This is a genomic window from Sporosarcina sp. P16b, assembly GCF_002743065.1.
In the GTDB taxonomy this organism is placed as follows: Bacteria; Bacillota; Bacilli; order Bacillales_A; family Planococcaceae; genus Sporosarcina.
The window spans coordinates 264,346-286,273 of sequence record NZ_PDYO01000002.1; the positions used below are offsets into that span (position 1 = coordinate 264,346).

Here is a 21,928-nt window from a genome sequence, read left to right on the forward strand (position 1 = left end):
TTCTACAATTCAACTACTAAAAAACACACCAAGACCGAGGTCAGGGTGTGTTGGTGACGAGCCAGTATACTCCGATTAGGACGAAGAGTACACAGACTACTAATAATATTTTAATTAATCTTTCCATAATATGCGGTCTCCTATGAAATACTGGCGCCGATGACGAATGACAGTCCGACCGAAATGCAGAGCGAGATGAAGCCGACGGAGCGGTTGTCCGCTTGGATCTCCTCGTCTACCTTAAACTTCGGTGTCAGGAATTCGAACAGCAAATAGGCAAAGACGAGAAGGAGGAAGCCGAATAATCCCCATCCCATCATCTGCGGCAGACTATTGTGTTGCTCGATAGAATAGCGGAAAATATTTGCAACACCAAATATCTTTCCGCCTGTTGCCATTGCCACTGACAAGTTTCCTTTACGAATCTCTTCCCAGTTTTTATATTTTGTTACAATTTCAAATAGCACCATTGATACAATCAAGCATAGTGTAACGACACTGAAATACCCCGCCGTCTCAACTAATGGATGACTCCAAAATCCCGTATGATTCACAACGCTACACCTTCTTTATGTTCTTTTGCTAGTCATACGATTCAAACAGCTGAAAGGTTTCATTTATTTTAATTCTACTACAGTAACGCCGCTCCCACCTTCGCCTGCTTCACCAAAGCGATAGGATTTCACGCGTGAATGTTTTTTTAAGTATTGTTGAACACCTTGTCGAAGTGCCCCTGTGCCTTTACCATGAATAATATTCACTTGATGGTAGTTGGACAATAATGCATCATCAATATACTTCTCTGTGCGTGCAAGAGCATCTTCATATCGTTCACCACGTAAATCGAGCTCCATTTTCACATGCTCAGAACGACCTTTTACTGCTGACACTGTGACATGTTTCTTTTCTTTTTCAGGTTTCGTATATTGCAATCCAGACTCAGGTAATTTCATCTTCAAAATACCAATTTGAACAATCCACTCGTTATCTGATACTTTTTCAACAAGTGTCCCTTTTTGTCCATACGCGAGTACTTTTACTTCGTCCCCTTGTTGTAACGGACGAGGTCCTGCTTGCGCTTTAATAGCTTTCTTTTTCTTTTCTTCAGGCCTAGCGTCTTCCAATCGTTTACGAGCTTCAATTAACTCATGCTCCTTAACACTGGCTCCTGCATTCAACCGTAGAGCACGTAAGTCTGAAATAACCGCTTCGGACTCCGTTTTGGCTTGATCCACAATTTTTTTCGCTTTTTCTTTGGCTGCTTCTGTTAAACGGTCTTTTTGCTCTTCGAATTCTTGGAGTTTATCGTGTAATTCTTTTTTCAACTTCTCTGTTTCCAAAAGTACGTCATGTGTACGTTCAGCATCTTTTTCGGATTGTACGCGGCTCGTTTCAAGAGAGGCGATCATCGAATCTACTTCTCCACGATTTTCTCCTGTGAAACTCTTTGCACGATCTATTACATGACTTTGTAAACCTAATCGTTTGGAAATTTCAAACGCATTACTTCGTCCCGGTACACCGATTAGTAAACGATACGTCGGACTCAACGTATCAATGTCGAATTCAACACTCGCATTGGCAACACCTGCCCGGTTAAAACTATACGCTTTTAATTCTGGATAATGAGTTGTCGCCATTACACGTGCGCCAGTACCATGTACTTCATCGAGAATAGATATAGCAAGAGCAGCACCTTCTTGAGGATCCGTCCCTGAGCCTAATTCATCGAATAACAATAGTGAACGATCATCGAACTTCTTTAATATATTCACGATGTTGACCATATGAGAGGAAAATGTACTCAAACTCTGTTCAATCGATTGCTCATCCCCGATATCCGCATAAATCGAATCAAAGACGGCAATTTCAGAACCATCAAGAACAGGTATTGGCAGGCCTGATTGTGCCATTAACGTGCAAAGTCCCACTGTTTTCAGCGTTACTGTCTTACCACCTGTATTCGGACCGGTGATCACAATCGTTGTGATGTCGTTGCCAAATTCAATCGTATTCGCTACCGCTTCATTAATTGGCAGAAGCGGGTGACGCGCTTTAGAGAGGCGCATATAGCCATCTGCGTTAACTGCTGGTTTTGTGCATTTATTGGCAGTACCGTACTTAGCTTTCGCTAAAATAACATCCACTTCTGCCAATAGCTGTACTAATGTGAATAGCTCATGAGCGATTTCTTGCACACTGGCCGATAAGGCAAGTAAAATCTTTTCGATTTCTTCCCGCTCTTTAATTTTCAGTTCACGAATCTCGTTATTTGCCTGAACGACTGCATCTGGCTCGATGAATAGTGTTTGACCAGATGATGACATATCGTGAATTACACCGCCATAATGGGATCGATATTCTGCTTTAACAGGAATACAGTAACGATCATTACGCATCGTAACGATTGCGTCAGACAGCATTTTCGACGCGTTCTTCCCTCTTGTATAACTTTCAAGACGTTCACGTACGCGACTTTCTTGGATTCGTAAGCCTTGACGAGTCGAACGTAACGCGGATGAAGCACTGTCCATCACTCGACCATTATCATCGATTGCTGCATTGATTTCATGTTCAATCGCTGTCAAGATCGGCATCGCTTCTTTACGCGCGATTAAATGAGGAATAGAGATCTCGCCTTCAGTCGCAACAGCTTCTAAAAACTGACGAAGAATTCTGCTAGCACGGATCGTATCTGCAATTTCCACTAGCTCCATTGCGCTTAACATTCCACCAATTTGTGCGCGTTTAGCATGGGATCGAATATCATGGATTCCACCCATTGGGACATTCCCTCGGATACGTAAAAGTGCCAACCCTTCATCTGTTTCCTCAAGTAACCGAGTGACATCTTCGAGATTTTTTGAAGGTACCAATTGCTCTATATGTGCGCGGCCTGCAATGGACGTACATTGTGCCGCTACTTGTTGTATAATTTTATCAAATTCAAGTGTTTTTAAGACACGTTTTTCCAATGTCTTACACTCCCTTTCATTTACGAATCACTTTCTCAATAAATGTTTCAAGCGGCCATGTGTTAACTACCTGCTCAGCAGGAAGCCAAGCTTTTTGTGCATATTCCACGCCAATCGGCATAATATTAAGTTGATCTGTCGCGTGCGCATCTGTGTTGATTGCAATATTGACGCCCGCTGCCATTGCTTGTATTACGTGTTCTGTGCGCAAATCTAAACGATATGGACTTGCGTTCACTTCAAGAATTTTACCATATTCACTCGCCCACTTGATGAGCTGCTCGATATCCGGATTATATCCCTCACGTTGACCAATAATACGACCTGTTGGATGGGCGATCATGTGCACGTGTGGATTTTTACATGCAGCATGCAGACGCTCCATAATCTGCTCCTGCGGTTGATTAAAACTAGAGTGAATAGACGCAATAACAAAGTCCAGTTGCTTTAGAATCTCATCTTCAAAATCTAATGTCCCGTCCGGAAGAATATCCATCTCTGTTCCACAGAATACCTCAATGTCATCATACAACGCATTCACTTCACGAATTTCCTCAATTTGCTTCAATAAACGCTCAGGTGTTAAACCATTTGCTACTTTTAAATAATGCGAATGATCGGTAATGACCAGATGTGAATAGCCTTTTGCACGGCAAGCCTCCACCATCTCTTCTATAGAATGTCCACCATCTGACCAAGTGGTGTGCATATGAAGATCGGAACGGATTAGTTCAGGTGTGACAAGTGTAGAAATCTCCTTTACACGATCAAGCTCCGTTCCGTCCTTGCGAATGCTTGGCGGAATGAATGGCAAATCAAAATGAGCAAAAAATTCTTTTTCATTAGCAAACGTCTGCACATGACCTGCTTCATCTTCCACGCCGTATTCACTGATTTTCTCTTTACGTTTTTTAGCCAACTGGCGCATCCGTATATTATGCGCGGCAGAGCCGGTAAAGTGATGAAGTGCCGTCGCAAATTGCTCTTCAGTTACAAAGCGAAAATCCACATCGATTGGACTTACTGTATCAAGCGTAATTGACAGTTTAGCATCGCCTGCTGCAATCACTTTTTCGATCGGTAACGCAGTCAATATTTTTTCACGAACAATTTGGGGTTCGTCAGTTACGAGAATCCAGTCTACATCTGAACTTTCTTCTTCGCGCCTACGATAACTCCCAGCCACTTGATACTTCTGAATTTCCTCAATCAACTGTAATTCAGCCTGAACAATATCAACGATTTTAGCCACTTGCCAAATTGGGGTCTTGCCGGAACGATTTGCAAGTATTTCTATTTCACGCAATAAGTTCTCCTCTGTCTTTTTGCCGAATCCCGGAACTTTGCTTACCTCTTGTCTTTCGCAAGCTGCTTGAAGTGATTCGACCGAATCTATATCCAATGCTTCACGTAGTTTGGCTATTTTCTTTCCACCCAATCCAGGAATATTCAAGAGAGGAATCAAACCTTTTGGCACCTTCTCCTCAAGCTCCATTAATACATCGGATGTTCCTTTTTCCATCAAATCAGTTATGACCGCACCAGTTCCTTTACCGATTCCTTTCAACGATAGGATATCATCCATCTCAGCGAGACTTCTCGTGTCCAATTCCAGAATTGAAGCGGCTTTCCTGAATGCTGCTACCTTAAAATGGTTTTCTCCAAGTAACTCCATATATAATGCAATTTTTTCAAACGTACGAATTATAGTCTTTTTATTCAAGTTCGTATCCTCCCACTCTGTTAAAAAAGCTTCCACGCGTTCGGGAAGCTTTTGGTTCATATGTACAGTACAGTATTTACGAGCGTTAACCTATATAAACGAACCACCAATTTTTTATTGCCGAGGAAATAATTGGCGTATGTTCGAATATCGCTTTTGCCAGCAATGAATGACCTACTGAGTTTTGAATGATTTCAACGGGAAGCATCGCAAGTAAAGATAATACAAAAAAGATGATTACGTAGAATTCAATGAAGCCCAGTCCTGCGCCAACGAGACGCGCACCGAAACCTAGAATCGGAATATGCTTTATGAAGTCCAACATGGAACCAACTAATTGCAAAACCAGCTTCATTCCGACAAAAATTAAAATAAATGCGATCAACCGATAAAACGTCATATCCATATCCAAATTTTCGAATGTCCAGCTCAGCGTATCTGCTGCAGTCGCCCCCGGATAGGGTATCCATAATATTAATTTTTCTGCAAAGGGCTTGTAGAACTTATACGCTACGATTACCGATACAATCAATCCTAACATATGGATGAGCTGTACGATGAACCCGCGTCTAAAGCCCGCTATTAAGCCCCCTATAAGCAGTAAAATAATGAGTAAATCTATCATGTTTTGAACCTCAACCCTTCATTTTTTTCACTTCATCTTCTAATTCTTTTACTCTTTCTTGTAATTTTAGAAATTCATGCACATTATTTACCGCCGTCAGGACAGCAATCCTTTTACTGTCGAGATGTCGATTATGCTTACTGATTTCGCGCATTTTTTCGTCAACGAGCGAGGCTACATAACGCACATGTGAAGAAGGTTCCGTACCAACAACCGTATATGTTTGTCCGTAGATTTCAACTGTCACTCTTGCTTTTTTATTGTCCGCCATTTTATGCCCTCCCCCTAAAAACCCTCACATAATCATACCATGAAAATCAATTACTTGTGAATCAATTACGTCTCATATTGACACGAGGTTCGAAATTCAGACATGATCTTTCATAAGGGACTCTAATTTCAGGTATACTAAGGAATAGATTATTCCGAGAGGTGGATAAATAAATGAGTAATCAGGTCATTGTCCTGTCTGAGAAAGAAATACCGAAAGTACTTCGCTTCTATGAAACAAATAAAGTTACCCGTAATGCACCAGGTGTCATTTTTGCAGCTAAGATTGCCGATACGTCCATTACTGCTTACCGGTCCGGAAAAGTGTTGTTTCAAGGTGCAGGTGCAGACAGAGAAGCTGCACGCTGGGGGAATGTAACGAAAGTGACACCATCTGGAGCAAAAGGAGATACATTACCTGCAAATTTTGCATCGCTATCCGTTCTCGGCTCAGATGAGACAGGTACAGGCGATTTCTTCGGTCCGGTTACTGTAGCTGCTTGTTTTGTTGGTAGTGACCAAATTGAATTGGTAAAAGAACTAGGCGTAAAAGATTCCAAACAACTTACAGATGCGTATATGCAACACATCGCGGAGGATTTGAAACGAGTTGTAACTTACTCCGTACTGACGCTCGATACTATCAAATATAATGAAATCCAAAGTAGAGGATGGTCGCAAGGTAAGATCAAAGCTATTCTTCATAACCAAGCACTTCAGCAAGTACTGGATCAGATGCATCCTGTTTTACCAGAACATATTCTTATTGATCAGTTCGCGGAACGACGTGTTTACTATAATTATTTAAAAGATGAATCTTCTATTATTCGAGACAAAGTATTTTTCTCAACAAAAGCTGAAAACCTCCACGTCTCAGTAGCCATTGCCTCTATATTGGCACGAGTCGCATTCCTTGAAGCAATGGATCAATTAAGTACAAAAGCTGGTGTCACATTACCTAAAGGCGCTGGACCCAAAGTGGATCAAATAGCTTGTCAAATCATCCGTAAAAAAGGAGAACCATTCTTACACAACATCACGAAAGTACATTTCGCCAATACACAAAAGGCATTGAATCTCGCATATAAAAAATAATATGATTGCGGTGAAATAAAGTAGGCTACCTGTCAGAAAACTGATAGGTAGCCTGCTTATTTTTTATGATCGAAGTTGTGCGTTTGCTTGTACAGTTAACGCATCCAGTACTTTACTGTGCGCCTTAACGACGTCTTCATCCGTCAACGTACGTTCAGGATCGAAGTATGTCAGAGAGAACGCCACGGATTTTGTTCCTTCATCTACGTTCTTCCCTTCATATAAATCAAACAGCTGAACCTTCTTCAGTAATTTACCGCCTGCTTGCTGGATTATTTTCTCCAAGTTCGCTGCAGTTGTGTCTCGATCGACAACTAAGGCAATATCACGGGAGATGGAAGGATAGCGTGGAACAGCTTCATACAACAGCTCTTCTATTGCAGTTTGCATAATAGCCTGCAAGTTCATTTCCATGACATACGTTTCCTGCAAGTCACGTTGTTTTTGAACTGTTGGGTGTACTTGACCGATGATACCCACTGACTGATCGTCTAACCATACTGTCGCTGTACGACCTGGGTGCATTTGATCCACTGTCGCTTTTGTAAACTGCAGTCGTTCATGCAAACCTAACTGCTCAAACAATCCTTCTACAATTCCCTTCATAACGAAGAAGTCGACTTTCTTCGTTTCGCCTTGCCATGCATGGTGAACCCATTTGCCAGTCAAGGCTGCTGCAACATGTTCCACTTCTTTCGGTAAACCATCCTCTTCGATACCAAGAAAAACAGATCCTGTTTCGTAAAGTGCAATCGACTCATTTCGACGAGCTACGTTATATGTTGTTGCATCAAGAAGGTGCGGAATGATGCTTTGGCGAAGAATACTGCGCTCTTCACTCATCGGCATAAGCAATTTCGTTACAGGAGCGGTCTCCAACGCGAAAGCTTGCGCATCTTTTGGTGAAGCCAATGAATACGTCAAAGCTTGCGATAGACCTGCCGCTTCAAGGTATCTGCGAACAATGCGACGCTTCGCCTGATACGGTGTCAATCCGCCTGGTGTACTTTCCACGATCGGTAATGTTTTCGGTATTTCATCATAACCATATAGGCGCGCGATTTCTTCAATCATATCTTCTTTGATTTTTAAATCTTGACGTCGTGTCGGAATATCCATCACGAGTTGGCCATTGATTAAGTCCGTCGGGATCTGCAAACGATCCATAATCGTTTTCATTTCATCCATAGCAATCTTCATACCTAGACGATTATTCACGTAGTCCGGCGAAAGAATGATTTTCTGGGGTGTTTTGTCGAGTTCGTCAAAGGTAACGGATCCTTCAAGAACTTCTCCGCCTGCTAGTTCCGCCATCATTTGTGCCGCTCGTTCTGCTGCTTCTGCTACACGATTCGGGTCAACGCCTTTTTCAAAACGTGTGCTTGCATCACTGCGCAAGCCCACTTCTTTGGATGTTTGTCGAACAGAACTTGGTGCAAAATAAGCGGATTCGATAACGACCGTTGTGGTCCCTTCGTGCACTTCTGAATTCGCACCGCCCATTACACCCGCAAGCGCGACCGGCTCTTTACCATTCGTTATTACTAGTTGCTGGTCATTCAATGTACGCTCCACTTGATCAAGTGTCACCATTTTTTCACCTTCACGAGCATGACGCACGACGATCTCTTTCGTTTCAAGACGGTCATAGTCAAATGCGTGAAGAGGCTGTCCGTATTCCATCAATACATAGTTCGTGATATCCACCACGTTATTATGCGGTCGAATACCCGCTGACATTAACGTGTTTTGCAACCACTGAGGTGATTCCGCAACTTTCACGTTCTCCACTACTTTTGCTACGTACATGGGATTGTCTTCAGTTGCTTCTACGGAAAGTTTCAAAACGCTTTGAGCTTTTTCTGCAGACGCTGAATAAGAAATTTCCGGCAGTTTAATATCTTTAGATAAAATCGCTCCTACTTCATACGCAACACCAAGCATACTCAATGCATCAGAACGGTTTGGCGTTAAATCAAATTCTAAAATACGATCGTACAAACCAAGATGCGTCAATGCGCTATCTCCAGCACGGACATCATTTGGTAACACATAGATTCCTTCAGCATACGCTTTTGGAACTAATTTCCCTTCTATACCGAGTTCTTGCAATGAACAGATCATACCGTTAGATTCTTCACCACGAAGTTTCGCTTTCTTGATTTTCATTCCGCCAGGCAAGATAGCCCCTGGACGTGCGACAATGACATGTTGCCCCTCTGCGATATTTGGAGCTCCACAAATAATTTGCGAAATTTCTCCACCTACATCGACTTGACATATATGTAATTTATCCGCTTCAGGATGTTTTACACAGTTATTCACGTGTCCAATGACGATATTATCCATACCGAATGAACGATCTATGATGCCGTCTACTTCAATACCAGCACGAGTAATTTTTTCTGCCAGTTCTTCTACAGACAGTTCGTTCCAATCTACATAATTACTTAACCAATTCGTTGATACTAACATCAATATTCCTCCTTATGCCTCTGAACGGTGGAATTGTGAAATAAACCGAATGTCATTTGTATAGAAATGACGAATATCTTCCACTCCGTATTTTAACATCGCAATTCTTTCCGGCCCCATGCCGAATGCAAATCCTGTAACTTCTTCCGGGTTATAGCCAGCCATTTCTAAAACGTTTGGATGAACCATTCCCGCTCCTAAAATTTCGATCCAGCCTGTTTTCTTACAAACGTTACAGCCTGTTCCACCACACTTAAAACAAGAAATATCCATTTCAACTGAAGGCTCAGTGAATGGGAAGAAGCTTGGACGCAAACGAATTTCACGCTCAGCACCAAATAATTTCTTTGCCAATAAATCAAGCGTGCCTTTCAAGTCGCTCATGCGGATGTTTTCACCTACAACAAGTCCTTCAATCTGTGTGAATTGATGAGAATGCGTCGCATCATCTGAGTCTCGGCGGTATACTTTACCTGGACAAATGATTTTGATTGCAGCCCCATCTTTCGCTTCCATCGTACGAGCTTGAACAGGAGAAGTGTGTGTGCGCAATAAAATGTCCTCTGTAATATAGAAAGAATCTTGCATATCACGGGCTGGGTGACCTTTTGGCAAATTCAACGCTTCAAAGTTGTAATAATCTTTTTCCACTTCGGGACCTTCTGCGATTTCATAGCCCATACTAATGAAAAAGTCTTCAATTTCCTCTACTACCCGTGTTAATGGGTGATGATTACCTAGTTTGACTGGACGGCCTGGTAATGTGACATCAATTGATTCATTTTCCAATTGCTCCTGGATCGCTTGCTGTTCAAGTGTTTCTTTCCGTTCCTCAAGAATTTCTGTTACACTTTCACGAATTTCGTTGACGAGCGCACCCATCTTCGGACGTTCTTCAGCAGGCAGTTTACCCATCCCTTTTAACAGGTCAGTAATCGGTCCTTTTTTACCTAGATACGCTACGCGCACATCGTTCAATTCTTTGACAGTATTGGATTCTTTGATTTTCAGTATTACTTGTTCTTTCAGTTCATGCAACTGTTCTTTCATGTGTACTTGCTCCTCTCTCTATTGCGGTAGTATTGCTTAGCTAAACTTTCCGGAAAACAAAAAACTCGCCCCTATAAAAGGGACGAGGTCGATTTCGCGGTACCACCCTGATTAGTTTGCATCAAAAAAACGATGCAAAATCACTTGAATTGGAATAACGGTCCTATGCCGGCACGCCTTTACATGTCTGGTCCAAGCGCGCAGCTCGCGGGGTGAACTTCAATGGAGCATCGTTTTTCACACTTTCAGTCAAGGTGTGAAATCCCTGATAACGCATCTACCCATTTACTTTTCCCGGTCATTGCTATTTTCTTTGATTCGACTTCTAGTATACCGTAAATCGATTACGCCTTCAATAGAGATGTCATGGCTGACGAAGCGTGTACAACAAGATACCTGTTGCAACTGCCACATTCAGTGATTCAGCTTGGCCGTATAACGGAATTTTCACTACATGATCGGCCTGAGATAGTAATTCGCTATCAACGCCACTTCCTTCATTTCCTACAAGTAGTGCAAATGAGGTGTGTGTTTGCAGTTCATCGAGGGATATAGCTTGCTGCAAACCTGTACCGATAATCGGGACATGATGGTTTTTCAAACGATCGATCCAAACGGACAACTCTTCGCGTACTACAGGAATATGGAAATGAGAACCTTGCGCAGAACGAACCGTTTTCGGATTGAATGGATCTGCACATCCTTTACCTAAAATGACCGCATCCAAACCTGCCGCGTCTGCAGTACGAATCATTGTGCCGATATTTCCTGGATCTTGTACAGCATCAATTAACAACACCCGCTTCCACTGATGTTGATCTGTTTCTTCATATTGAGGCTGTCTACAATAGGCAAAAACACCTTGTGTCTGCTCTGTTTCGGAAATCTCCTTAGCAACTGCAGCTGTCAGTTCAATAATTGGCGCTGTCCAATGTGCCGGAATTTCAATATCCTCGCGTACAAGTAATTGAAGAACTACATCTGGCTGTTTAATGGCTTCTTCGACAAGATGTACACCTTCCACAAGGAATTCTTTCGTCTGATCTCGTTCCTTTCTAGTCGTAACTAGTTTCTTCCAATGTTTCACTAATGAGTTTTGAGTTGATTCAATTCGTTTATTCAAGAGGCTGAACATCCTTTTTTTCTTTTTAGTGTATCAAACCAGCGTATATTTAGCGACTTTTGTGGAAAAGATGAGAATAAAGGAGGCTGAAGAATATGAATTTCCAAATACGCGATGCAATTTCAGCAAACATGACAAACAATAGCTCCACTGACGTACGAAGTGTGATCGACGATGCCATCCAACGAGGCGAAGAACATTTATTGCCGGGATTAGGTGTGTTTTTCGAGCAACTATGGAAACGTTCCGATGAAAAAGAAAAAACAGAAATCACCAATGAACTATCTCAAGCATTCGCCCAAGCACAATAAAAGACTATTTATACAAAGACCAACCCTTCACACTGAGCGTGAAGGGTTGGTCTTTTAAACTTTTTTATCACGGCATACTGGTTAGTAGAAATACACTAGTGTACTAGAGAGTAAGGCGGTGACTCGTGTAGGATCAGCTCGACAGGTGAGACAACTAAAGGGAGCTTGCGACCTAGTTGGCTCACCGCCAGCCCTCTCAACCGCGTCCTAGAACGCAGTAAAAAGATGCACACCTACGTCTTTTTACTTCTTCGTATAGTGTTCTTTTAACTGATCACGCAAAGCAGCCTTCAAAAACTTCCCGACAGACGTCTTAGGAATCTCCTTGACAAACAAAACCTCATCCGGAATCCACCAACTCGCAAACTGCCCCTTCAGCGAATCCTTCAACTCTTGCACTTTCGCGTCACTCTCCGCCACATTCTCATTCAACACTACACAAGCTAGCGGACGCTCCATCCACTTCTCATGCGGAACCGCAATCACTGCAGCCTCATACACATCATTATGTGACATCAATGCATTCTCCAAATCAACAGAAGAAATCCATTCTCCACCACTCTTGATCAGATCCTTCGTACGATCCGTCAACTTCAGATAGCCGTCCTCTGTCATCACCGCAATATCTCCCGTATACAGCCAACCATCTTTAAACGCTTCTTCGGTACGCTCATCTTTATAATATTCACTTGCAATCCATGGACCTCTGACGATCAACTCACCCATCGTCTGGCCGTCCCACGGTACTTCTCCGTTTTCATTGACTACACGAATATCCAGCCCCGGCATGACCAAGCCTTGCAAAGACCGAATATCAATTCTCTCATCTATTGTCAAATTATCCATAGAAGAAGTTAGCACAGATAAACTGACAAGCGGTGAGGTTTCCGTCATGCCATAGCCGATGACAAATGGTATTTTGTATTTTTCTTCAAATGTCTTAATTAAGCCTTTAGGAGACGCAGATCCGCCACACACAATGACACGTAACGATGAAATATCACGTGGTTTTTGCTCAAGCACTCTTAATACAGCTAGCCAAATCGTCGGAACACCGGCCGTAATGGTCACTTTTTCACTTTCAATCAAGTCGAGTAAGACTGTCGGATTAAATCCTGGCCCCGGTAAAACTTGTGTTGTCCCAAAGAAAACTGCGGCAAATGGCACTCCCCATGCATTAGCATGGAACATCGGCACAACAGACATTGCAATATCGCGTTCACACAGTGCCATAGAATCCGCCAGTCCGAGTGCGTAGCTATGCAACACCAATCCACGATGTGTATAAATAACTCCTTTCGGTTGCCCCGTAGTAGCAGATGTATAGCATAAGCCTGCTGGAGTATTCTCATCCAAATCTTCCGGGTATTCATATTCATCTGAGGCGTTTTCCACTAACGCTTCGTAAGAATGGACATTTTCTAACGTAGTCTCGGGAATATCTTTACTATCGCCCATGACTACAAAATGTTTTACCGTCTTCAGCATGGGTGCCATTTTTTCAAGATGAGGGAAAAATTCTTCATCCACTAGCAAAATTTCGTCTTCCGCGTGATTGATAATATACATAATATGCTCAGGCGATAGTCGTATATTAATCATATGCAAGATTGCACCCGTACAAGGCACTGCGAAATACGCTTCTAGATGACGGTGATGGTTCCAAGCGAACGTACCGACTTTTGTTCCATGCTCCATTCCTAACTGTGTCAGTGCATTTGACAGTTTACGTGTTCTCTTTGCCCATTCACGATACGTAAAACGCTGTATACTCTGTTCACCAGTTCGTGAAATAATCATTTTGTTTGGAAAAAAACGTTCTGCACGTGTGATAAATGTTGATAGAATCAATGGTGTTTGCATCATATTCATCCGCTCCTCTTTCGTTAGAAATCAAGTTATCGATCCGACTAACACGATCCAAAGCATGTACTATCATTTCAATGAAATCGATGCGCAGATGGAATGATTCCTAGGATGTACTCTACGCGCAAACAACTAACTCTATGAATATTCACTACTGTTACTTTCTAAATATAGTATATACATTGACTGACTATTCTGTCTACAAAAATCGGTAGAATGTAGTTCACACCAATTTTTGACGCGTCCAAAAGAATGCATCCACACCAAGAACGGTTAGTGCACCGAATACGATTGACCATATAGCAAGGCTAATTAGCAACCAACTAGCAGTCTTTGATTTGGAAGAGCCTAGAGCAAGTGCCAAGAACGCTGCCAAATGGGAGCCAATCAGAATTGGACCTAGCAATGCTAGGCCTGGAACACCGTAGCGCTGCCAAATTTTCTCTGCACGAGCTGTACGCTTTGACGGAGGTTTTACATCGGTTTTCTTTTTGCTATCCCACCAGTTTTTTAATTTCTGAAAAACCAAAATTTCAAGCGCTATAGTTAAAGCATTCCCTGCAAAGCCAATCACAATAGCAGCCGGCGGAGACATACCACGTAAAATCCCCAAAGGAACCGCCACTAATACTTCAAACCCCGGAGTTGCACCCGCAAGAAATACAAGTAAATACGTAATCAACTAGTTTCCTCCCCCATTTCGATTCCATTCAGTATATCAAATGAAAGAGTGCAAAACATAAAAAAACTGCTTTCCGAATTCACAGGAAAGCAGTTGAATGATTTATTATAATAAAGATGCGAGGATCGCTTTTTGTGCATGCAGACGATTTCCTGCTTGCTGGAATACATACGAGTTAGAACCATCGATTACGGAAGTCGATACCTCTTCTTCACGGTGTGCTGGTAGACAATGCAAGAATACATAATCTTTTTTCGCATGACTGACCAATTGATCATTGATTTGGAAATCTTTGAAATCGACTAGACGCTTCGCCGCTTCTTCTTCCTGCCCCATACTTGTCCAAACATCCGTATAAATTGCATCTGCATCTGTGGAGGATTCAATCGGATCGTACGTCGACGTCACGCTTCCACCATTTGACTTAGCAATTCCCTTCGCTTTTTCAAGTAAACCTGAGTGGTATTCATAACCTTTAGGTGTCGCCACAGAAACATGCATACCCATATGCGCACCCGCAATCACTAATGAATGCGCCACATTGTTGCCGTCTCCAATATAGGAAAGTTTTAAGCCTTTCAAATCACCTTTTACTTCCTTGATAGTCAGTAAATCCGCCATTGCTTGGCACGGGTGAAATAGATCAGTTAATCCGTTAATAACGGGAACTGAAGTATGTTCTGCCAATTCCTCGACCATTTTATGAGATTTTGCACGAATCATCACACCATCTAAAAACTCGGATAATACTTTACCTGTATCTGAAACCGATTCTCCACGTCCAATCTGTAAATCTCGTGCATTCATGAATAGACCATGTCCACCCAATTGAATCATGCCTACTTCGAATGAAATACGTGTACGAGTAGAGTTCTTCTCAAAAATCATACCTAATGTTTTACCTGCTAAAATGTCCGGTGTTTTACCAGCCAATGTATCTTGCTTCATGTCATATGCCAGTTGTATGAGATACGCGATTTCCTCACTGGAATAATCGAGTAGTGTTAAAAAGTCGCGTCCTTTTAAGCTATCCTTATCTATGCTTGTTGTTGTTTGATTTGTTTTTACCATTTGTTGATCCCCTACCATCCATTTGAAGTATGTATAAACTAGTATACAATTGTATATTTATGAAGTCAAATGAATCTTTATAAATTTTCATAGTATTTCATTAAAAACAGCGATGCTTTTTGGGCACCGCTGTGTGAGTGTATAAATTATTCAAATGTGATGTTTTTCACTGTATTTGCATCAAGGCGTTTAACAATTTCAACTAACAGTTTAACTGTATTCTCAAAATCTTTACGGTGAAGCATGGCCGCATGACTATGAATGTAGCGAGTCGGAATGCAGATAGCCAATGTAGGGATTCCTGTTCCGCTTAAGTGGATTGATCCGCCATCCGTTCCACCACCGGCCATTGTCGCAAATTGATACGGAATATTCAGCTCTTCTGCTGTATCGACTACGAAATTGCGTAATCCTCTATGGGATACCATCGAAGCGTCATACAACAAGATCTGCGGACCTTCACCCATTGTACCAACAGATTCTTTTGCTGTAATACCTGGTGTATCCCCAGCAATTCCTACGTCTACTGCGAAACCGATATCCGGTTGAATTTTATTCGTCGCTGTTTTCGCTCCACGCAAACCAACTTCTTCTTGAATAGCACCTACACTATACAAACGATTCGGGTGCTTTTCACCTTTTAGCTGCTTCATCACTTCAATAGCGATGGCGCAGCCGATACGATTATCCCATGCTTTTGCAAGTAAGTAATTTTCGTTTTTCATGACCGTGAATTTGAAGTACGGCACAATCATGTCGCCTGGAAGAACGCCCCATGATAGAACTTCTTCTTTTGACTCTGCGCCTACATCAATGAACATGTCTTTAATATCGACAGGTTTCTTACGAGCTTCGGGAGGCAAAATATGTGGCGGCTTTGAACCAATCACGCCTGTAATCGTATCACCTGAACGTGTAACGATGGAAACACGTTGTGCCAACATGACTTGTGACCACCAGCCACCTACTGTCTGAAAATAAATGAAGCCTTTGTCATCGATTCGCGTCAACATAAAGCCTACTTCATCCAAGTGTCCCGCGATCATAATCTTCGGTCCGTTTGCATCGCCTTCTTTGCTAGCGATCAGTGAACCTAGTCCGTCATGATCGATTTCATCTGCATAGGGTTTGATGTGTTTCGTCATGACGTCACGCGCTTCGCGCTCATTGCCAGGGATTCCCCGTGCATCCGTTAAATCTTTTAGCATTTCTAACGTTTCATCTAGTTTCATAAAATATTCTTCCTCCTCATACTATATCCAAACGTACTTGCTTCGGTCTTACAACAGTTCTTTACGAATAGCTGCAGGTGATTTAGGTGATAACAATCCTGGCGCGATGTCATAGACTGTCTTCGCCCCAGTCTCGCCTTTTTGCTGCAATTTATAAGCTGCTCTCGCATATGCGACTAAGACACTTGACGTGAATTCGGGATTGCTGTCTAGTTTGAGTGAAAACTCAATGACTTGATCCGTGTGTTTACCCGTATTGCCGCTTCGAATGACGAAACCACCATGCGGCATCTTTGCATGATCCATACGAAGCTCTTCTTCCGTAATAAAATGAACAATCGTATCGTAGTCTGCAAAGTAGTCAGGCATGGTGACAATTGTTTCACGAACTTGATCTTCACTTGCTCCTTCTTCAAGTACGACATAACATTCACGTGTATGTTTTTCTCTAGTTGAAAGCTCAGGATGCTCACCGTTACGCACACGATTAATCGCGTCCTCCGCGGGCAATGTGTACTGAACGCCTGCTTTTACACCATCAACCCGACGCACTGCATCGGAGTGACCTTGGCTCAACCCTTTACCCCAGAATGTATAGGTTTCCCCTTCAGGCAAAATGGATTCTCCCATTAAGCGATTGATCGAAAATAAACCCGGATCCCACCCAACAGAAATAATTGCTGTCGTCCCTGCTTCTTTAGCTGCTTCATCAACAGCCGCGAAGTACTCGGGAATCTTTGCATGCGTGTCAAAGCTATCTACTGTTGTAAAGTGTTTCGCAAGTGCTGGCCCTTGTTCAGGCAAGTCATTTTTAGATCCACCGCATAAAATCAATACATCAATATCTTCTTTAAAAGATTCAATTTCATCCAGCTTATAGACCGCTACTTGCTCTGAAAGTAATTGTACGTCTTTCGGCTCTCTGCGTGTGAATACACCAACTAATGTCATATCTTTATTTTGACTAATGGCTGACTCTACTCCACGCCCCAAATTACCGTAACCAGCGATTCCTACTCGAATTTCTTTCGTCAAGATCACTCATCCCCTTTTTCTTTCTGTTTACGTTTCTCATTTTACCGTTAAGGGTGATAGATTGCGAATATTTATCTTTTGAGCAGTTCGGTTCAATTCGAAATGTTTCATGGTAAAATAGATAGTAGGTCAATTCTTTGTAAAGTGAGGATCTTTTATGCGTTTTTTTGTCTATCTAATTGTTTTCTTCTCGTTTTTTGATTTATTTTCACAGTTGCCGGTCATTAGTCCGTTTGCTACAGGTCTTGGCGTTTCCGCTTTCATCGTTGGATTATCTGTTGGTATTTACTCGTTTGCGAATGTTTTCGGTAATATCATTTCAGGTATTTTGACAGATCGCAGAGGACCATTTTATATTCTATTACTTGGATTGTTCACGTCGGCTTTGTCGTTGTTCTCATATGGATTGATATCTGGTTCTGTTTCACTAATTGGCATTCGATTTTTACACGGCTTGACGGAAGGCTTGATCATTCCTGCTGCCTTCACGTTTCTCGCTAATGGCTCCGAACGTTCCAAGCGTGGAAGGAATGCTGCAATATCGGGTGCATTTGTCGGGCTCGCGGCCATTTTCGGGCCTGCATATAGTGGAATTGTTTCCGTTAAGACAAGCGTCGCGACCATTATGGCCATCAATGGCGCCTTTATGATTCTATTGACAATTGGCGCTATACTATTTTTACGTTCCTTTACATACGTAAGAAAAGTGAAGTCAGCGAAACAAAAAGCGATAAAGCCGTTAGCTTTTTTCCGCCACCCTGGTATCGTCCGGGCATTCCTTGGCGCGTTCTTCTTAATGTTCTCACAAGGTGTATTGGCATTAGTGCTTCCACTAAAAGTAGAACACCTTCACTTTGATGCAAAAATGACCGGAATGCTGTTGAGTGTGTTCGGTCTAGTTGCTGTGTTGATTTTTGTTTTACCGATCAACCGTATTTTTGATATCGCCCGTCCGATGGTCACATTGGCAATCGGCTTGCTATTGATGAGTGGCAGTATGTTGTTCTTATCGCAAGTTGATGAACTATCGTGGATGATGTTGGCAATGGTTGTCTATGGAACTGGGTTCGCATTCCTGTTTCCTTCTATCAACTCGTTGCTAATTGATTCCACAGAACCTGAAACAAGAGGGAAAGCGTACGGGTTCTTCTACGCATTCTTCTCCTTTGGCGTTGTAGTGGGGTCTGGCACTATCGGTATATTAGATTTAGATTTCCATCATGCTTTTATGCTTGCAAGTGCAATTTTGTTGATCGCGGCCATTTTTACATTCATCGGTCTGCGAAAAGATATCCGACCTACAAACTAATATCGAACTCCCCAATAAATTATATGTAAAAGGTATGTCCATCGAGGTCAAAAGACGTTAATGGACATACCTTTTTTGTATGGTTCAAGTTCCTACATGTAGTGCGTATGACTAAGTGATTGGGAATGAAAAGGAGATGCCACAAGAAGTCGTTGCTACACGACTTTCCGGACATCTCCTGTTTTTACGCTTGCTGTGTAGAGAACGAATTAATAATCTCGAGGAACACTTCCCCATAACGTTCAAGCTTCGTTTCGCCTACCCCTTGCACGGACAATAACTCTTCATTAGTGGCAGGCATTTTAGTTACCATATCCCGTAATGTCTTGTCCGAGAAAATAACGAAAGGCGGGACACCAGCTTCCTGTGCTAGTTTTAAGCGCACCGCCCGTAGTTCATTGAATAACGGATCATCTGTTGCGACGACAGTTGTTACCATCTCGCCTTTACGCCAGACTTTTACTTTTCCTAACAACACATCTTTCCCGTCTTCGCTGACGAAAATAGTCGGATAGGGTCCACTTTCCACTTGTAAATAATTCTTTGAAATCAAAAATTCAATGAAATCCGCTACGTCTTTAGCATTGCGCCCTTTCATCAATCCATATGTCGATAGCTCATCGAAGTTCAATTCTTTCAACTTTTTGTTTCTGGATCCTGTAAGTACTTGCGCAACCATCGTCTTACCGAAACGTTGCCCCATACGAATAACACAGGAAAGTACTTTTTGTGTATCGACTGTTACATCAAACTGTTCACGCGTGTCAGTGCAGTTACCGCAACGACCACATTCTTCGACATCCTCTTCGCCAAAATACTTAATAATGTGTTTTTGCAGACAGCCTTCCGTATGGCAGTAATCAACCATCACTTGCATCTTTTTGATTTCATTTGATACACGGGAAGGATCTGGAGATTGTTCAATGAGGAAGCGTTGCGTTAAGACATCTTGCGAAGAGAATAACAAATAACAATCGCTGTCGAGCCCGTCACGCCCCGCTCTCCCAGCTTCCTGATAATAACTTTCCATATTCTTCGGCATTTGATAATGAATGACGTAGCGTATATTCGATTTATCAATCCCCATACCAAACGCGTTCGTCGCGACCATTACGCGTGCGTCTTCCATGATGAAACGATCTTGTTGATGTTGACGTTCATAGTCGGGTAATCCTGCATGATATTTAGCAACCGGAATACCACTTTTCTCAAGTAACAAATATACTTGCTCGACCGCTTTTCTCGTTGCAGCATAAATGATACCTGATTCATTTTTATTTTTCTGTGTGTACTCTTTAACGAATTGATCCCGATTTTGACCTTTTACTACCGAAAATAGTAGATTACTCCGCTCAAAACCAGTTACAACCCGGCTAACAGGAGGTATATGTAATTGCTGGCATATATCATCCTGTACTTCAGGCGTAGCTGTTGCAGTTAATGCAAGAATAATCGGTCGATTACGTAAATAATCAAAAACTCGGTGTATATTACGGTAGCTTGGACGGAAATCATGTCCCCATTGTGAAATACAATGGGCTTCATCGATCGCAATCAGCGGAATCGTCATTTTTTGCAATTGATTGAGAAAGGATTCGGAATCCAATCGCTCAGGTGCTACGTACAACAGCTTATACTTTCCTTCGAGTGCGTTATCCATCGTGCCAAAGTATTCCTCTGACGATAATGTACTGTTAATATACGCCGCTGGTATACCCAACTGATGCAATGCATCGACTTGGTCCTTCATCAAGGAGATCAACGGTGAAATGACAAGAACCGTTCCTTCCATTGCCAATGCCGGTACTTGATAGCAGACAGACTTACCGCCACCTGTCGGCATTACGCAAAGTGAGTCATCACCTTGTAATACTTGTTCAATCACTCGTTGTTGCCCTTCCCGAAATGCTGAATAACCAAAATACTTATCCAATATATCTAACGGATTTTGAATGATCGCTACCACCTCCCTCATTACTAGTTTTTATGATTGAAACAATAAGCGCTCTTCTTCTCGGCTATGTAGCTCATTCACTACGATCAAGCCGTTAAATTTTTGAAGGATTTCAGGTGTCACAGTTGGATCTTCCTCACGTAACGACTCGATGTCTGCAACGAGAATTCGCATCAAATCATGGTCGCGTGTAAGCTGGATAATATCCCGCTCCAGTTCGTGCTTTTCTTCCATAACTTGTTTATAAAAACCTTCTTCTTCGGCATCTGCATGACTGATGACACGCGTCTTCCAATAATCCAGTAAATGATCACAGGCTTGCTGAACCATTTCCGTTTCACCTTGTTCTACATATTCTATTAATTCATCTGTTTTCATTATGGCACCAGATAGTCCACCTTCATGAATCGCTTTATGTGAATGAAGCTGTCTTAATGCAGGTCCTGACATGCTGACCACTCCTTCTAGTTTTTCTTAAGCATAACAGAATTTCTAGGTCAGTGATAGCTTCCTACAATGAAAAGAGCCTTACAGAAAAATTCTCTGTAAGACACTTTTTACACCTTCGCTATACGAATACGACTGACCATCAGCCATGCGAGTATGCACATATAAATCACAAGGTAAGGTGCAATCAAATAAGGGACGACAAAGTAACTTAATGTAAGTAAAACACCCGCTGCTGTTATAGGCAGGCCATAATAGGAACCATCAAACTCTTCTACGTTATAACGGGCTAAACGGACAGCTCCTGCTAAAATATAAAAAATCACAGCGGACAAACCAATCCACATCGTATCAGTCAACGCTGTATCATAGAGTAGAATAGCAGGTGCTACACCAAATGAAACTAAATCGCTAAGTGAATCGAGTTCTTTCCCAAATGCCGACTCTGCATGATAATGCCTAGCTACCATACCGTCGAACCGATCAAATAATGCAGCGAAGAATATGAACATTAGACTCATATGTGCATGGCCTTGAAGCACAAGTAATATCGCTATAATCCCTAAACTTAAATTAAAAAGTGTGATGATATTCGCCAATTGTGATTTTAGTTTAGTATAATCAAAATATCTGAATGAAAACAAGTTACGACCTCCTCGTATACTTCTTTAGTATATGCTTTTAA

19 protein-coding genes and 1 other annotated feature are annotated in these 21,928 nt (G+C 42.1%); of the genes, 3 read left to right on the forward strand and 16 right to left on the reverse strand.

What is annotated here, in order from left to right; genetic code table 11:
• Positions 1–140: 140 nt before the first annotated feature.
• The 5 genes from CSV77_RS04440 to zapA all read right to left on the reverse strand — a co-directional run bounded on the left by CSV77_RS04440 (position 141) and on the right by zapA (position 5,594).
• Positions 141–554 (reverse strand): DUF350 domain-containing protein, encoded by a 414-nt coding sequence (locus CSV77_RS04440; protein ID WP_099629717.1) that lies wholly within the window; start codon positions 552–554, stop codon positions 141–143.
• Between the two features lie 63 nt (positions 555–617).
• Positions 618–2,975, reverse strand: coding sequence for an endonuclease MutS2 (locus tag CSV77_RS04445; protein ID WP_099672454.1), 2,358 nt, complete (start codon positions 2,973–2,975; stop codon positions 618–620).
• Between the two features lie 16 nt (positions 2,976–2,991).
• A complete protein-coding gene (gene polX, locus CSV77_RS04450; protein ID WP_099672455.1) occupies positions 2,992–4,698 on the reverse strand; it encodes a DNA polymerase/3'-5' exonuclease PolX in 1,707 nt (568 codons plus the stop codon).
• 85 nt (positions 4,699–4,783) lie between these two features.
• Positions 4,784–5,323, reverse strand: a complete 540-nt coding sequence (locus tag CSV77_RS04455) for a CvpA family protein (RefSeq protein WP_099672456.1) — start codon at positions 5,321–5,323, stop codon at positions 4,784–4,786.
• Positions 5,324–5,333: 10 nt separating this feature from the next.
• Positions 5,334–5,594, reverse strand: coding sequence for a cell division protein ZapA (gene zapA / locus CSV77_RS04460; protein ID WP_099629713.1), 261 nt, complete (start codon positions 5,592–5,594; stop codon positions 5,334–5,336).
• A 173-nt stretch (positions 5,595–5,767) separates the two neighbouring features.
• Here zapA and rnhC point away from each other — a divergent pair, with 173 nt between their 5' ends.
• The gene (gene rnhC / locus CSV77_RS04465; RefSeq protein WP_099672457.1) at positions 5,768–6,688 is read left to right on the forward strand and encodes a ribonuclease HIII; all 921 of its coding nucleotides are present in this window, start codon (positions 5,768–5,770) and stop codon (positions 6,686–6,688) included.
• Positions 6,689–6,751: 63 nt separating this feature from the next.
• On the opposite strand, the gene pheT is transcribed toward rnhC, so the two are convergent.
• From pheT to CSV77_RS04480, 3 genes are all read right to left on the reverse strand, one after another.
• Complete coding sequence (gene pheT, locus CSV77_RS04470) at positions 6,752–9,163, reverse strand: phenylalanine--tRNA ligase subunit beta (protein WP_099672458.1); 2,412 nt, start codon at positions 9,161–9,163, stop codon at positions 6,752–6,754.
• A 12-nt stretch (positions 9,164–9,175) separates the two neighbouring features.
• Positions 9,176–10,213, reverse strand: coding sequence for a phenylalanine--tRNA ligase subunit alpha (pheS, locus tag CSV77_RS04475; RefSeq protein ID WP_099672459.1), 1,038 nt, complete (start codon positions 10,211–10,213; stop codon positions 9,176–9,178).
• A gap of 75 nt (positions 10,214–10,288) precedes the next feature.
• Positions 10,289–10,524, reverse strand: a binding site (T-box leader).
• A gap of 53 nt (positions 10,525–10,577) precedes the next feature.
• Positions 10,578–11,348, reverse strand: a complete 771-nt coding sequence (locus CSV77_RS04480) for a TrmH family RNA methyltransferase (protein WP_099672460.1) — start codon at positions 11,346–11,348, stop codon at positions 10,578–10,580.
• Between the two features lie 83 nt (positions 11,349–11,431).
• Here CSV77_RS04480 and sspI point away from each other — a divergent pair, with 83 nt between their 5' ends.
• A complete protein-coding gene (gene sspI / locus CSV77_RS04485; protein WP_099629708.1) occupies positions 11,432–11,647 on the forward strand; it encodes a small acid-soluble spore protein SspI in 216 nt (71 codons plus the stop codon).
• 243 nt (positions 11,648–11,890) lie between these two features.
• Here the strand turns inward: sspI and CSV77_RS04490 are convergent, their stop codons facing one another.
• The 5 genes from CSV77_RS04490 to CSV77_RS04510 form a co-directional block, all read right to left on the reverse strand.
• The gene (locus CSV77_RS04490; RefSeq protein ID WP_099672461.1) at positions 11,891–13,513 is read right to left on the reverse strand and encodes a long-chain fatty acid--CoA ligase; all 1,623 of its coding nucleotides are present in this window, start codon (positions 13,511–13,513) and stop codon (positions 11,891–11,893) included.
• Positions 13,514–13,736: 223 nt separating this feature from the next.
• Complete coding sequence (locus tag CSV77_RS04495; RefSeq protein WP_099672462.1) at positions 13,737–14,195, reverse strand: small multi-drug export protein; 459 nt, start codon at positions 14,193–14,195, stop codon at positions 13,737–13,739.
• Positions 14,196–14,300: 105 nt separating this feature from the next.
• On the reverse strand, positions 14,301–15,266 hold the full coding sequence (gene argF / locus CSV77_RS04500) for an ornithine carbamoyltransferase (protein WP_233212169.1): 966 nt from the start codon (positions 15,264–15,266) through the stop codon (positions 14,301–14,303).
• Positions 15,267–15,412: 146 nt separating this feature from the next.
• Positions 15,413–16,498 (reverse strand): M42 family metallopeptidase, encoded by a 1,086-nt coding sequence (locus CSV77_RS04505; protein ID WP_099672464.1) that lies wholly within the window; start codon positions 16,496–16,498, stop codon positions 15,413–15,415.
• A gap of 48 nt (positions 16,499–16,546) precedes the next feature.
• Entirely contained in the window at positions 16,547–17,533 is a 987-nt protein-coding gene (locus tag CSV77_RS04510) for a diaminopimelate dehydrogenase (RefSeq protein ID WP_099672465.1), read from the reverse strand.
• A 157-nt stretch (positions 17,534–17,690) separates the two neighbouring features.
• Here CSV77_RS04510 and CSV77_RS04515 point away from each other — a divergent pair, with 157 nt between their 5' ends.
• A complete protein-coding gene (locus CSV77_RS04515; RefSeq protein WP_099672466.1) occupies positions 17,691–18,842 on the forward strand; it encodes an MFS transporter in 1,152 nt (383 codons plus the stop codon).
• A 184-nt stretch (positions 18,843–19,026) separates the two neighbouring features.
• Here CSV77_RS04515 and recQ read toward each other — a convergent pair whose 3' ends face one another.
• From recQ to pssA, 3 genes are all read right to left on the reverse strand, one after another.
• Positions 19,027–20,817 carry a DNA helicase RecQ gene (recQ, locus tag CSV77_RS04520; protein ID WP_099629701.1) on the reverse strand — a complete coding sequence of 597 codons (1,791 nt, stop codon included), beginning with the start codon at positions 20,815–20,817 and terminating at the stop codon, positions 19,027–19,029.
• Between the two features lie 9 nt (positions 20,818–20,826).
• The gene (locus CSV77_RS04525; protein WP_099672467.1) at positions 20,827–21,246 is read right to left on the reverse strand and encodes a hemerythrin domain-containing protein; all 420 of its coding nucleotides are present in this window, start codon (positions 21,244–21,246) and stop codon (positions 20,827–20,829) included.
• A 107-nt stretch (positions 21,247–21,353) separates the two neighbouring features.
• Complete coding sequence (gene pssA / locus CSV77_RS04530; RefSeq protein WP_099636471.1) at positions 21,354–21,887, reverse strand: CDP-diacylglycerol--serine O-phosphatidyltransferase; 534 nt, start codon at positions 21,885–21,887, stop codon at positions 21,354–21,356.
• Between the last annotated feature and the right edge of the window lie 41 nt (positions 21,888–21,928).

Coding starts and splice junctions, on each gene's coding strand:
- CSV77_RS04455 (WP_099672456.1), bottom strand. CDS start 5,323: ATGATAGATTTACTCATTATTTTACTGCTTATAGGGGGCTTAATAGCG.
- zapA (WP_099629713.1), bottom strand. CDS start 5,594: ATGGCGGACAATAAAAAAGCAAGAGTGACAGTTGAAATCTACGGACAA.
- rnhC (WP_099672457.1), top strand. CDS start 5,768: ATGAGTAATCAGGTCATTGTCCTGTCTGAGAAAGAAATACCGAAAGTA.
- pheT (WP_099672458.1), bottom strand. CDS start 9,163: ATGTTAGTATCAACGAATTGGTTAAGTAATTATGTAGATTGGAACGAA.
- pheS (WP_099672459.1), bottom strand. CDS start 10,213: ATGAAAGAACAGTTGCATGAACTGAAAGAACAAGTAATACTGAAAATC.
- CSV77_RS04480 (WP_099672460.1), bottom strand. CDS start 11,348: ATGTTCAGCCTCTTGAATAAACGAATTGAATCAACTCAAAACTCATTA.
- sspI (WP_099629708.1), top strand. CDS start 11,432: ATGAATTTCCAAATACGCGATGCAATTTCAGCAAACATGACAAACAAT.
- CSV77_RS04490 (WP_099672461.1), bottom strand. CDS start 13,513: ATGATGCAAACACCATTGATTCTATCAACATTTATCACACGTGCAGAA.
- argF (WP_233212169.1), bottom strand. CDS start 15,266: ATGGTAAAAACAAATCAAACAACAACAAGCATAGATAAGGATAGCTTA.
- CSV77_RS04505 (WP_099672464.1), bottom strand. CDS start 16,498: ATGAAACTAGATGAAACGTTAGAAATGCTAAAAGATTTAACGGATGCA.
- CSV77_RS04515 (WP_099672466.1), top strand. CDS start 17,691: ATGCGTTTTTTTGTCTATCTAATTGTTTTCTTCTCGTTTTTTGATTTA.
- recQ (WP_099629701.1), bottom strand. CDS start 20,817: ATGAGGGAGGTGGTAGCGATCATTCAAAATCCGTTAGATATATTGGAT.
- CSV77_RS04525 (WP_099672467.1), bottom strand. CDS start 21,246: ATGTCAGGACCTGCATTAAGACAGCTTCATTCACATAAAGCGATTCAT.